The sequence below is a fragment of the Halomonas sp. AOP43-A1-21 genome (assembly GCF_052376775.1).
GTDB lineage: Bacteria > Pseudomonadota > Gammaproteobacteria > Pseudomonadales > Halomonadaceae > Vreelandella > Vreelandella colorata.
In genome coordinates this window covers 29,198-41,904 of record NZ_JBQSWC010000031.1, presented here as the reverse complement: position 1 = coordinate 41,904, position 12,707 = coordinate 29,198, and the positions used below count along the sequence as shown (strand labels likewise).

General features: G+C 54.2%; 13 protein-coding genes. 2 read left to right on the top strand and 11 right to left on the bottom strand.

The features are described 5' to 3' along the window. The first annotated feature begins 15 nt into the window (after positions 1 to 15). Positions 16 to 1,617, top strand: coding sequence for an ATP-binding protein (locus ACT3R7_RS16045; protein ID WP_192538508.1), 1,602 nt, complete (start codon positions 16 to 18; stop codon positions 1,615 to 1,617). On the opposite strand, the gene ACT3R7_RS16040 is transcribed toward ACT3R7_RS16045, so the two are convergent. The 3 genes from ACT3R7_RS16040 to hemB all read right to left on the bottom strand — a co-directional run bounded on the left by ACT3R7_RS16040 (position 1,580) and on the right by hemB (position 6,217). Continuing rightward, positions 1,580 to 2,518 carry a LysR family transcriptional regulator gene (locus ACT3R7_RS16040; protein ID WP_193091570.1) on the bottom strand — a complete coding sequence of 313 codons (939 nt, stop codon included), beginning with the start codon at positions 2,516 to 2,518 and terminating at the stop codon, positions 1,580 to 1,582. The genes ACT3R7_RS16045 and ACT3R7_RS16040 overlap by 38 nt on opposite strands. A 372-nt stretch (positions 2,519 to 2,890) precedes the next feature. Then, positions 2,891 to 5,083: a polyphosphate kinase 1 gene (gene ppk1 / locus ACT3R7_RS16035; RefSeq protein WP_192538510.1), complete on the bottom strand. Its 2,193-nt coding sequence runs from the start codon at positions 5,081 to 5,083 to the stop codon at positions 2,891 to 2,893. Between the two features lie 120 nt (positions 5,084 to 5,203). Next, positions 5,204 to 6,217 (bottom strand): porphobilinogen synthase, encoded by a 1,014-nt coding sequence (gene hemB / locus ACT3R7_RS16030; protein WP_192538511.1) that lies wholly within the window; start codon positions 6,215 to 6,217, stop codon positions 5,204 to 5,206. 164 nt (positions 6,218 to 6,381) lie between these two features. Between hemB and elbB the strand changes: the two genes are divergently transcribed. Continuing rightward, a complete protein-coding gene (elbB, locus tag ACT3R7_RS16025) occupies positions 6,382 to 7,041 on the top strand; it encodes an isoprenoid biosynthesis glyoxalase ElbB (RefSeq protein ID WP_193091569.1) in 660 nt (219 codons plus the stop codon). Between the two features lie 96 nt (positions 7,042 to 7,137). On the opposite strand, the gene tatC is transcribed toward elbB, so the two are convergent. The 8 genes from tatC to ACT3R7_RS15985 all read right to left on the bottom strand — a co-directional run bounded on the left by tatC (position 7,138) and on the right by ACT3R7_RS15985 (position 12,695). After that, complete coding sequence (gene tatC / locus ACT3R7_RS16020; protein WP_192538513.1) at positions 7,138 to 7,923, bottom strand: twin-arginine translocase subunit TatC; 786 nt, start codon at positions 7,921 to 7,923, stop codon at positions 7,138 to 7,140. Continuing rightward, complete coding sequence (gene tatB / locus ACT3R7_RS16015; protein ID WP_192538514.1) at positions 7,920 to 8,369, bottom strand: Sec-independent protein translocase protein TatB; 450 nt, start codon at positions 8,367 to 8,369, stop codon at positions 7,920 to 7,922. Before tatB ends, tatC begins: the two co-directional genes overlap by 4 nt. Before the next feature lie 3 nt (positions 8,370 to 8,372). Next, on the bottom strand, positions 8,373 to 8,639 hold the full coding sequence (tatA, locus tag ACT3R7_RS16010) for a Sec-independent protein translocase subunit TatA (protein ID WP_192538515.1): 267 nt from the start codon (positions 8,637 to 8,639) through the stop codon (positions 8,373 to 8,375). Between the two features lie 33 nt (positions 8,640 to 8,672). Beyond that, a complete protein-coding gene (locus tag ACT3R7_RS16005; protein ID WP_193091568.1) occupies positions 8,673 to 9,035 on the bottom strand; it encodes a phosphoribosyl-ATP diphosphatase in 363 nt (120 codons plus the stop codon). Between the two features lie 79 nt (positions 9,036 to 9,114). Continuing rightward, positions 9,115 to 10,737 (bottom strand): ubiquinone biosynthesis regulatory protein kinase UbiB, encoded by a 1,623-nt coding sequence (gene ubiB / locus ACT3R7_RS16000; protein WP_192538517.1) that lies wholly within the window; start codon positions 10,735 to 10,737, stop codon positions 9,115 to 9,117. Next, positions 10,734 to 11,393 carry a ubiquinone biosynthesis accessory factor UbiJ gene (locus tag ACT3R7_RS15995; protein ID WP_192538518.1) on the bottom strand — a complete coding sequence of 220 codons (660 nt, stop codon included), beginning with the start codon at positions 11,391 to 11,393 and terminating at the stop codon, positions 10,734 to 10,736. The genes ubiB and ACT3R7_RS15995 overlap by 4 nt, the downstream gene beginning before the upstream one ends. Before the next feature lie 40 nt (positions 11,394 to 11,433). Beyond that, on the bottom strand, positions 11,434 to 12,189 hold the full coding sequence (gene ubiE, locus ACT3R7_RS15990) for a bifunctional demethylmenaquinone methyltransferase/2-methoxy-6-polyprenyl-1,4-benzoquinol methylase UbiE (RefSeq protein ID WP_018918813.1): 756 nt from the start codon (positions 12,187 to 12,189) through the stop codon (positions 11,434 to 11,436). Positions 12,190 to 12,311: 122 nt separating this feature from the next. Then, a complete protein-coding gene (locus ACT3R7_RS15985; RefSeq protein WP_193091566.1) occupies positions 12,312 to 12,695 on the bottom strand; it encodes a gamma-butyrobetaine hydroxylase family protein in 384 nt (127 codons plus the stop codon). Positions 12,696 to 12,707 lie beyond the last annotated feature (12 nt).

Below are 12,707 nucleotides of genomic sequence, written 5' to 3'. Positions count from 1 at the left end.
TAAAGGGCACGTTTTATGCGCCAGTTGTTTAGCCATAGCTCGTTTTTTAAATTTTATATACTGCTGGGCCTGGCGCTATGTGTCGTATTGCTAATCGCACTGGGCGGTCGTTCATTTATTGAACAAGTGCGCCGAGAAGATTATCGCGAACAGCTTGTGGCACTGCCCATGTCGTTAATGACCCACCAGCTTGGCGAGGTTAGCGAGGATGAGCGCAGCTTGCTGCTGAGCCGTTTTACCGAGCACCTCGGTATGCAGCTTACCCTGCGGCGTATTGACGAAGTGAAGCTTGGCTACTTTGCCAGTAAGCGTATTAAGCGCGGTAGCGTATTGGTGACCGATGACCCATGGCGTCTGCGTCAACGCGTGCCAGGCACTGGTGATGAATGGCTGCTGGAAGCGTCCTTGCCCGTTTGGAGCGAGCGCCAGTGGCAAGGCAGCATGTTGCTGTTAGGCGAATGGCTAGCAACATTGCCGTATGAAGAACATGAAGCTGCCCTGGCAGCACTACGCTCCGGCAGTTGGCCGCTGTCTCTGCTGCAGACCTTGCCAGATAATTTAACCCCTAAGCAGCAAGGCCAGCTGGCATTGGGTAACGTACTGACCCTGTTATCCTCTGAAAAGCTCTCCATTAGCCTGCTTTATCAATTGCCTAATTCAAGCTCGTGGCTGTTGGCTGGGCCTATTACGCGCGGCGATACGCTACCGATGAATTTACAGCTACCGCTGTTACTCGGTGCCATGGCCGTGTTGTGCCTCATTATCTATCTGATTATGCGTCGTATCGAGACGAGAATGGCGCGCCTGGAGCTTGCCGCTACCCGCATTGCTAGCGGCAGGCTTGAGACCCGTGTGAAAGTGGAAAGTGACGATTCCTTGGGTCGTTTGGGCATGGCCTTTAACGGTATGGCAAGCCAGGTGCAAACTCTGCTGCGTGGCCAGCAAGAGATGATCCGCGCCGTTTCCCACGAATTACGCACACCGGTGGCACGTATTCGGTTTGCCGTGCAGATGGTGGAGGATATGACCGACCAGCCCGCGATTAGACGTCAGTTACAGGGTATTGATGCCGATATTGCAGAGCTTGATGAGCTCGTTGATGAAATTCTTACCTATGCGCGTTTAGGGGGCGAAACGGTGAATGGCGCTGAGCTTGAGATGGCGCTGGTAGACTGCCGCGCCATGGCCGAGCGAGTGATCGATACGTTGGCGCCGCTACATGAAGGGCTAACCATTGAATTGACCGACGGTGCGGATATTGAGCTTTTGGCCGAACCGCGCTATTTACAGCGGGCACTGCAGAACCTGGTGAGCAACGCCTGTCGCTATGGAAAAAAACACATCACCATTCGGCTCTGGAGCGAAGCACAGCTAGTGCGTATTGATGTCGAGGATGATGGCCCTGGAATACCCGCAGAGGCTCGCACTGATATATTTAAACCGTTTACTCGTTTGGACGATAGCCGTGCGCGAAGCCTGGGGGGCTACGGTTTGGGGCTTTCCATCGTGCAGAAAATTATGGCAGGCCATGGGGGCAGCGTTACCGTCGACACTAGCCCCACGCTCGGCGGCGCTCGCTTTACGTTGCTGGTTCCTCGTCGTGAGTCGCTGGCTTAATGCCTGAAAGCACGGCAAACGATGTTTCCCGGGCGGTACGCAGAAAATCTTGCATCCAGGGAGCCTCAAGCGTCTCTTCGCGAACGGCGGCGTACAACGTACTCCAGATACCTTGCTCCCCCAGCTTGACGGCCTTGACGTAATCCCGCTCCAGATATTCCGTCAGCGCCCAGTTAGGCAGTGCACATACGCCACGCCCACTAGCTACCAGCTGCATCATCATAATGGTTAGCTCAGCCGTGCGGATCTCCTGAGGACGCACATTGGCCGGGTCTAGAAACTGGCTAAATACATCCAGGCGGGCCTGCTCAACGGGATAGGTAATCAGCGTTTGGTTGGCCAGTGCCTGTGGCTCAATAAAGGCTCGGTCGGCGTAGTCGTGCTGGCGTGCCACTGCAAGTAACCCTTCGTATCGAAACAAGGGCGCATAGTGAACGCCATCTAGCGGCTGCGGGTCGGCAGTTATGACTAAATCCAGCTGCTCGCGGGCCAGAGCCGGCAGCGGGTCAAAGTGGTGGCCGCTGGGAATATCAATTTCGACTTCCGGCCAGTGGTCGCGAAAGTAATCTACGGTCGGCATCAGCCACTGAAAGCAGCTATGGCATTCGATTGCCATATGCAGCCGACCCTGCTCGGTTCCCGCCAGTCGCGCTACATCACGCTCGGCTTTACGCACTTCGGGTAGTATCTGGTCGGCTAGGGTTAGTAGCCGTAAACCCGCACGGGTAAACTCGACGGGACGCGTTTTGCGCACAAATAGGGGGCTATTAACCCGGCCTTCCAGGTCTTTTAACTGATGCGAAAGGGCTGACTGAGTAAGATGGACGCGTTCAGCCGCCTCAACCAATGAGCCCGTTTCACGTAGGGCGAGTAAGGTACGTAAATGGCGCAGCTCAATCATGGTGGTCAACTTTTACGTTGTTTATTAAAACGTCGGTTGGATTCATCGTTGGGCCTTGGTCAGGCTGCGTGAAATTATTCACGTTAAAAGGTTTCATCATGACAGTTTCTCATATTCTCGGCTATGTGCGTATCGGTGACCAGCCGACCGTTAACGCGTTGAATACTTACTTGAAGGATGCCTGAAGGAGAGGAGGTAGGCACGCACGGGTTAACATCTTGAATTTATCAAGGTAACTCAGAGAAAAAGTAACGCAGAGAAAAAGCCCCGCTACTTGATCAGCAGCGGCGCCTAAAAGGGTTAACGACAATTTTTAACGACAAGTTTTAGCGGCTAGCTTTGCTGCCTAGCTTTAATATTTAGCCTTAATAGCTAGCTTTTTGATGCGTAGGCATAAAGCAGCGTTTCCTGGGCGCTAATGGCATCGCCATTGCCAGGATCTTGTAAACGGTAGCTGCCATCGCTTTGCAGTAGCCAGCTCTGGCAGTTATCGACCAGGTAGGTTTCCAAGTCTTTACGCACTCGGGTGGCGAGCTTTTTATCCAGCAGCGGGAAGCAGGTTTCAACCCGGTGAAACATATTGCGCGACATAAAGTCAGCGCTTGAACACCAGATTTCCGACTTTCCTTCGTTATGGAAGTAAAATACCCGGGTGTGCTCTAAAAAACGGCCAATAATCGAGCGAACGCGGATATTTTCAGAAATGCCTGGCAAATTAGGCTTTAAGCAGCACATGCCGCGAATGATTAAATCGCACTCAACACCTGCCTGGGAGGCACGATAAAGCGCCTTGATCAGCTTAGGCTCGGTCAGTGAGTTGCACTTGATAATGATATGTCCACGTTTGCCCTTAAGCGCCAGCTGGGCTTCGCGGTCAATCATTTCGACCAAGCGCTCATGCAGGGTAAAGGGAGCATGCAAGAGCGTATCAATTTTGCGCGCCCGGCCCATTCCCGAGAGCTGCTGAAAGACTTTATGCACGTCGGCACACAGCGCTTTATTGGCGGTCAGTAGGCTGTAATCAGTATAAAGTTTGGCGGTTTTAGAGTGATAGTTGCCCGTGCCCAGGTGCGCGTAGTGGCGCAGTTCACCCTTTTCGCGACGCACGATATGCAGCATTTTGGCGTGGGTTTTATACGCCATGATGCCGTAAATCACGATAGCCCCGGCTTCTTGCAGGCGTGATGCCAGCTGCAGGTTGTCGGCTTCGTCAAAGCGCGCGCGCAGCTCGATCACTACGGTAACTTCCTTGCCTTGACTGGCCGCATCGACAAGCGCACTTACGATAGACGATTCAGCACCGGTGCGGTAAAGCGTCTGTTTGATGGCCAGAACATCGGGGTCGCGGGCCGCCTCACGCAGCAGCTCCTCAATCGGGGAGAACGACTGGAACGGATGATGCAGCAAAACATCGTTTTTAGCGATTGCCTCAAACAGGCTGCCCGCTTTCAGCGTCTTGGGAACGCTTGCCGTATAGGGGCGATAAACAAGCTCAGGACGATCGACATCCCCAAGCACCGACATCATGCGGGTGAGGTTCACCGGCCCTTGAACGCGGTATAAATCGTCTTGGTCTAGCTCGAACTGGCGCAGTAAAAAGTTGATAAGGTCATCGGGGCAGTTATCGGCGACTTCCAAACGCACGCCTCGCCCATAGCGGCGTGCCAAGAGCTCACCGCGCAGCGCAGATGCCAAGTCAGATACCTCTTCCGGATCAACAGTCATGTCGGCGTTGCGGGTCAGCCTAAACTGATAGCAGCCGCGTACGCGCATGCCCGGGAACAGCTCCTCAGCGTGGGCGTGAATCATGGATGACAGGAAAATATACTCAGAGAAACCTTCGGCACACAGCTCCTTGGGTAGGGCCATTAGCCTGGGGAGCGAGCGCGGTGCCGGGAGAATGGCCATACCGCCTGCCCGACCAAAGGCGTCTTTGCCTTCCAGCTCAACAATAAAGTTAAGGCTTTTGTTCACCAGCCGGGGGAAAGGGTGCGAAGGGTCAAGGCCAATCGGGCTGATGACCGGCATGATCTCGTTATTAAACATCTCATGCACCCAGTGCTTTTGTTCGTCGGTCCACTGGTCACGACGACGAAAGCGCAGACCCTGGTTTTCAAGTGCGGGTAGCAGGGTGTCGTTAAGAATCTGATACTGGCGGGCGATTTGCTTATGGGCAATTTCTGAAATTTCCGCAAGCACCGCTTTGGGCAGGCGCCCATCAGCCGCCGTCGTATCGTCGCCCAGCGCCATTTGATGTTTTAAGCCAGCCACGCGAATTTCAAAAAACTCATCCATGTTGGAAGAGAAGATAAGCAGGAACATCAGCCGATTAAGCAGTGGGTGCGCATCGTCTAATGCTTGTTCCAAGACGCGGATATTAAACTGAAGGTGGGACAATTCACGATTAAAGTAGAGCTGGGGGTCGTCTAAATCAGTTTCACTCAGGGCTTCTCTGGCATGCACGCCGTTGGGGGTACGATTAACGCGTAGCGGCGAACCATCACTTTCGACGTTCGGTAACTCGTTGAGTAATAGCGTCGTGGATGGTGAAACGTGATCGTCCATAATGGCTCCCCTGCATTAATGGCTTCAAGCTAGCATAGCGCGATACCTATCATTTAAAGCAGTATGCGGGAGAAAGATGACAGATAGATGTCATATATCTGTCATCTTAAGCATGGATCTCTAACGCTGGTTCTGCAACAGGCGAGCTGCTTCAAGCGCAAAGTAGGTCAAAATGCCGTCCGCTCCGGCACGCTTAAAGCACATGAGCGATTCTAATATAACCGGCTCGGCCTCCAGCCAGCCGTTATCAAACGCAGCGCGGTGCATGGCGTATTCGCCGCTTACCTGATAGGCAAAGGTGGGCACTTTAAGCTCGGTTTTAACCCGTTGCACTATATCCAGATAAGGCATGCCGGGTTTGACCATCACCATGTCGGCACCTTCGCTGATATCCATGGCCACTTCGTGTAACGCCTCGTCACTATTGGCCGGGTCCATCTGATAGGTGCGCTTGTCAGCCTTACCCAGATTGGCAGCCGAGCCGACCGCGTCGCGGAAAGGGCCATAGTATTTGGAGGCGTACTTAGCGCTATAGGCCATAATGCGAACATTATGCAGAAGCTCCTGCTCCAGCACTTGGCGAATAGCGCCAATGCGGCCATCCATCATGTCTGAAGGCGCCACTACGTCAGCCCCGGCTTCGGCATGAGAAAGCGCCTGTTTGAGCAGTGTCTCTACCGTACGATCATTCAGAACATAGCCTTGTTCGTCTAAAATGCCGTCCTGGCCATGAATGGTATAAGGATCAAGGGCGACATCGGTAATAATGCCCAGCTCAGGTAGCGCCTCTTTGAGGGCACGCACGCTGCGCTGAACCAAGCCATTGGCATTATAGGCTTCTTCGGCAAACTCACTTTTCTGCTCGGTGCCCACGACGGGAAATAGCGCCAGCGCAGGTATGCCCAGAGCGAATGCTTCCTTGGCTTGCTCAATCAGTAAATCAATCGACAAGCGTTCAACGCCAGGCATCGAGGCCACTGCCTCGCGCTGATTTTCACCTTCTAAAACAAACACCGGTAAAATTAAATCAGCGGACGTTAACGTGGATTCCTGCATCAAGCGGCGGGAAAAGTCGTCGCGACGCATGCGGCGCAGGCGGGTGCCAGGAAATTGACGGGGGCTCAATGTGCTCAAAGGTTATCTCCGTGAAGGATCGTAAATCAATACCCGTAGGCTTGGGTTGAGTATATCAGGCATGTCTTACGGCGAAAGCCGCCTTGTGGCCCTGGTTAAGACTGACTAAAGTTAGCGATTGCTTGCCAGATGGCGATAGGTAAGCCTGCAATAAGGAGATAGGCATGACTAAACAGGTAGCGGTGGTATTGGCGGGCTGCGGTGTTTTTGATGGTTCTGAAATTTATGAAACCACCTTAACGCTGCTGCGCTTGGATCAGTTGGGCATTGGTTATCGCTGCTTTGCGCCGGATATAGAGCAGCATCATGTGGTGAATCATCTTACCCAGGAGGAAGTGGCGGGCGAGAAACGCAATGTGCTTCAGGAATCGGCACGTTTAACGCGAGGTGATATTCAGCCTCTGACTGAGCTAAAGGCCGATGAGTTTGATGCTGTCATCGTACCGGGTGGTTTTGGCGTCGCAAAAAACTTATCTGACTTTGCCAGTGAAGGCGACAACATGCAGGTGCTGGAAGCCTTTAAAGAGGCGCTGGCAGGTTTTCGGGAAGACGCGAAGCCGATTGGCCTGATGTGTATTGCTCCCGCGCTTGTGCCACGGCTGTTGGGCGACGGTATCGCGGTAACCGTGGGCCATGACCCGAGCGTATCGGGGGCGATCAGCGCCATGGGCGGCCTGCACCGCAGTTGCGCAGTGGACGATATCGTCGTAGACCTTGAACACCGCGTGGTCACCACGCCTGCCTATATGCTTGCTACCCGCATTAGCGAAGCTGCAACGGGTATTTTTAAGCTGGTGGATCGTATTGATGAAATGATGGATTAACCAGCATCTGTTATGGATATCTAAGCAAAAGCCTCTGCCATCGATGATGGCAGAGGCTTTTTACATGACCTTTTGCTTGTCTCTGCAGCGTAAAACTTAAAGCTCTTGCTCTTCTGCCGCCTGTTGCTCGTCGCGCCGTTTGCGCACCAGGCGACCAAACAGCAGACCAACTTCATAAAGCAGGTACATAGGCAGGGCGAGCAGGCTTTGCGACACCACATCCGGTGGAGTCAGCAGCATGCCGATAACAAAGCAGCCTAAAAAGATATACGGCCGTTTTTGAGAAAGGCTTTGCACGCTTGCCGCGCCGGATAAAATTAACAAAAACGTCGCAATGGGAATTTCAAACGCCACGCCAAAGGCAAAAAAGAGTTTCAGTACAAAGTTAAGGTACTGATTAATGTCGGTCATTACCGTAACGTTTTCCGGCCCTGTCTGGGTAAAAAACGCAAACAGCAGTGGAAACACCACGTAGTAGGCAAAGGCCGCGCCCGCATAAAAAAGCCCGATACTAGATACCAGAATCGGTATGGCCAGGGCCTTTTCGTTATCATAAAGTCCAGGCGCTATGAACGCCCAAGCCTGGTGAAGTACAAATGGGATCGCGATAAAAACTGCGACTACCAGGGTCAGCTTAAAGGGCGCCAGAAATGGTGACGCCACTTCGGTGGCAATCATCTGCGAACCCGGCGGCAGTAACGCCATAAGTGGCTCCGCCACAAAGCTATAAATATCGTTAGCAAAAGCGTAGAGGCCTAAAAAGACCACCAGTATAACCACCACCGCGCGCACCAGACGCATGCGAAGCTCGATTAAATGCTCAATCAAAGGGGCTTGGTGCTGATCGTTCTGGGGCTCCCGAGCGTCGCCAGGGGTACTCATGGGTGATTGCTGTCCTTTTGAGTGGTCGCCTTTGAGGGCTCTGAAGAAGCATCTGACGCAGAGGCGTCTGGTGCTGTTTCATTGACTTCCTGCAGAGCGTCATCCAAATGAGAGCTTGCTTGTGCGACGCGTCGCTCGGTTTCAGGCTGGGATGGCGTCATAGGCTTTGAGGCGCCAGAAGAAGGCTTATCGACAATACTCTCGACGTCTTTTTTGGCTTTCCTCAAACTATCGTTAATAGTTTTTTGCTGTTCATTAAGCGTTTGGCGAAGCTCTTCCGCTTCAAGCTGCGCGCTGATTTCGCGCTGCATACCGGATACCGTGCGCTTAATTTTGCCGATCCATAGGCCTGTCGTGCGCGCCGCCCGAGGGAGGCGCTCAGGACCAAGCACTAACAGGGCAACGACACCGACAAGCATCAGTTCAAGAAAACCGATATCCAGCATGGTTTATTTGCGCTCTTCGTTACGTGCCGCACGCTCTTTTTCGGCCTGAACGTCATAGGTGTTGCCCGGCTCTTCGTGGGCCACCTTGGCATGGGAAGGCTCGGCATCTTTCTTCTCGTCGTCTTTATCTTCCTCATGCACGGCTTTTTTGAAGCCTTTGATGGCGCCGCCCAGGTCGGTGCCCACGTTACGCAATTTCTTGGTGCCGAAGATTAAGATGATGATGCCTAAAACAATAAGCAGCTGCCAAATACTAATGCCACCTAACATATGCGTATCCTCATTAATTCAAATGCGTGTTGTTTATGATGGCTTGCGGGCGGCTTTTTCATCGTGACCGGAAATGTCAAAGCGCCTTGCCAACTCGTTTAAAACATCCTGATGGTCAAGCCCCAGGTGCGACAGCATGACCAGGCTGTGAAACCAAAGATCCGCAGTCTCGGCGACAAGCGCCTGACGCTGCGCTTCACTGCCGTGCTCGGCGTCTTTGGCTGCCAGCAGCGTTTCGGTAGTTTCTTCACCCACTTTTTCGAGTATCTTGTTCAAACCCTTGTGATGCAAGGACGCAACGTAAGAATTCTCGGGAGAAGCACTGCGTCGCTGCTTCAACACCTCAGCGAGGGCGTCGAGGACGGGGGCGTGATTAGGCGTTGAGGGGGTGTTCATGAGTCTCCTTAAAGCAGTGGACAGCATCATTACCGGTTGGATGCCTGGCCGTCCTTAACCTTGCTATTGGCATAACGGGCTATTGCCATAATAGTAGTAGTAAGCCAAGCGCGGCGGCGCCAAGAATCGGCCAATCCTGAGTGGCTGCCCAACTGCTAAGCGGCTGCCAGGCTAGTGCAATAGCCACCAGCAAAAGCCCGATACGCAAGCGATGATGGCGTTTTCCCTGACGAGCCATGTGGCTCTGCATATGATGAATTGCGTCAACTTGCTGATGGCGCTGACGGTGCTCGATTTCCATTCGCGTAAGCGCCTGGTGTGCCAGCACGGGCAGCTCAGGCAACTGATGAGAAAGCTCTGGCGCTTGGCGCTTGAGCGACTCCCAAAGCCCACCGATCCCGGCGCGCTCTTTCATCCACTGTTCAAGATACGGCTTGGCGGTGCTCCACAGATCAAGCTCAGGGTAGAGCTGGCGGCCAAGGCCTTCGATATTGAGCAGCGTTTTTTGCAGCAGTACTAGCTGCGGTTGGACTTCCATATTAAAGCGCCGTGCGGTCTGGAAAAGCCCCAGCAGCACTTGGCCAAACGAGATATCTTTTAATGGCTTTTCAAGAATCGGCTCGCACACGGTACGTATAGCGGCGGCGAACTCATTCGCCCGGGTGTTTTCGCCTACCCAGCCCGATTCGATATGCAGCGCCGCCACTTCGTAATAGTCCTGATGGAAAAACGCCAGCAGGTTGCGCGCCAGATAATCCTGATCTTCGCGCGTCAGACTGCCCACGATGCCGCAGTCGATCGCAATATATTGCGGATCTTCGGGATTATCGCAATTTACAAAAATATTACCCGGGTGCATATCGGCATGAAAGAAGTTGTCGCGAAACACCTGGGTGAAAAAGAGTTCAACACCGCGTTCGGCAAGCTTTTTCAGATTCACGCCCCGTTTGATCAGGGTATCCAGATCAGCAACGGGAACACCACGGATGCGCTCTTGCACCATCACATGGCGGCGTGTGAAGGGCCAATAGATGGTTGGCACGAACAGCAGCGGCGAATCTTTAAAGTTACGCTTGAGCTGCGAGGTGTTGGCCGCTTCCTTATAAAGGTCCAGCTCGTCGAACAGCGTCGCTTCATAGTCGCGGATAACTTCGACCGGGCGTAGCCTGCGCGCTTCAGGCACTTTGGCGAACAGCTTGGCAACTTGATACATCAGCGCCATATCCTGGCGCATGATGCGATCAATGCCGGGGCGAATGATCTTAACTACGACCTCTTCGCCGCTATGCAGCTTGGCGGCGTGCACCTGCGCAATCGATGCCGAAGCGAGAGGGGCCTGCTCGAATTCGGCGAAGGCCTCTATCAGCGACATCTCCAGCTCTTTTTCGACCCGGGCCGCGGCAAGTTCGCCTGGGAAGGGCGGGACCTGGTCCTGCAAGCGACGGAGTTCGTCTGCAATATCCTCAGGCAACAGGTCGCGGCGTGTGGAAAGCATTTGCCCAAATTTAATGAAAATGGGGCCCAGTGCTTCCAGTGCCAAACGTAAACGCTCGCCGCGCGTGCGTTTGCCAACCGGGAACAGCCGCAGTGGTGAAAACCACATGAGCGTGCGTAGCCAAAGCGGCAGCCGTTCCATGGGAATCATTGTGTCGAGGCGTTGGCGCGCAACGACCATGAGAATTTTGAACAGACGCAGACTCATAAACGCGGCTCCTGCGAGGCGTGCGATGCGTCAAGCGTCAGGCGGCGGTGTAGCCGATTAAAGCGGGCTTCGAGGCGATCAGTGGCCACTTCAAGCTCAGTAAGATGGTCGCGTAACAGGTCGCGCTGTTGACGTCCGGGTAGCAGGCGTGCCTCTTCAAAAACGTACTCCGACACATCCTGAAGCAGCTCATCCTTGGCGCGCAGGCCCCAGCGAGACAGGCGACGTACGCCCTCGGCCAGAGAGTGGGCAGGCATGTCGCCCAGCCAGCGGGCAAGCTCGCCTTCCCAATCAATATCCAGGTCAAACAGCAGCTCGCGGGTGGCTTCCAGCAGATGAATGCGGCCACGCACGGCAAGTTTGCCGTCAAACATAAGCCGTTCGATCGACGCGCCGCTGATCCATTCCGAGAATGTTTCCGGGGTTAGCTCTACAACGGCATCCACCTCGGTTTCCTCGACGTCGTCGCCACGCAGCAAGTCGATACCTGCTGAATGGTAATGCAGCACCAACTGAAGATGGGGTTTTTCCAGACGCACTAACAGACGGCTGCCCGCCAGCGCCGCCAAGCGGGCTGGAGCCGCTGGGTCGCGGGCAAGCAGGGCGTTCAGCATGCGTTCACATCCGGCCAGCACCAGGGTCGGGGTTACCAGCATGCTGACCTCATCATTGGTGACGCGATTGTGTAGGGTAATGTCATAGCTTAATGCCGCGGTGCAAAGCGACAATACCGCCCGTCAGGTTGGTGTATTCCACCCGCTCAAGGCCCGCCGCCTCCATCATGGCTTTCAAGGTTTCCTGACCCGGGTGCATACGAATCGACTCGGCCAGATAACGGTAGCTTTCACCGTCACCCGCGACAAGCTCACCCATTTTGGGCAGCAGGCGGAAGGAGTACTCGTCATAGGCTTTGGAGAGCAGCGGGTTGTTGGGCTTGGAGAATTCCAGCACCAGCAAGCGGCCGCCTGGTTTCAGTACCCGAGCCATGGAGCGCAGCGCAGCGTCTTTATCCGTGACGTTACGCAAACCAAACGCGATGGTAATGCAGTCAAAACTGTTATCAGGGAACGGCAAGCACTCGGCATTTGCCTGAACATACTCGACATTGCCGCCCACGCCGTTATCCATCAGCTTGTCGCGGCCCACTTTCAACATGGAAGCATTGATGTCCGCGAGTACCACTTTGCCGCGAGGGCCTACAATGCGCGAGAACTTAAGGGTTAAATCGCCGGTGCCGCCAGCAATATCCAATACGTGATGGCCAGGCCGGACGCCTGCACGCTCAATGGTGAAACGCTTCCAGACGCGGTGAATGCCCATCGACATTAAATCGTTCATCACATCGTAACGGGCGGCGACAGAGTGGAAGACATCTGCCACACGCGATGCTTTCTCGTCGACCGGGACTTCTTGATAACCAAAATCGGTGGTGCGCTTTTCCGTGGGGCTCATGGGGCTGTAGCTCCCGAGTTCGAGGCGGTAACAATCGACCAAGGTGGTCGCCGTGTTAAAAGGATGACGATATTGTAGCCTTGTCTACCCCAATTTGTCTGCGCCTGACCGGGCGCCAAGCGTTATAGTTCCTTGAAATGAATGCCAGAAGGCTCGCGGGACGCCCCGGCTTCTTCAAGCCGCTGTATATAGTTATCCCAGTATGCCTGCTGGTGCGTGGCCAGCTCATATAGATAGTCCCAGCTAAACAGACCGCTGCTGTGGCCATCGTCAAAATAAAGCTTTAAGGCGTAGTGGCCCGCCTGGGTAATGTTCTGTAGCCCGACGTGCTTTTTGCCTACCTGGAGTACCGCCGTATCGCCGCCGTGGCCGCGCACTTCAGCCGAGGGCGAATAGACCCGTAAAAGCTCTACCGGCAGCCGGTAGTTTTCGCCACTGGCGTAGCCAAGTTCAAGCTCACGCGCACTTTTATGGTAGTGAACCTTGCTGGGGACAGGAGCGCTCATCGGTTGACCTCT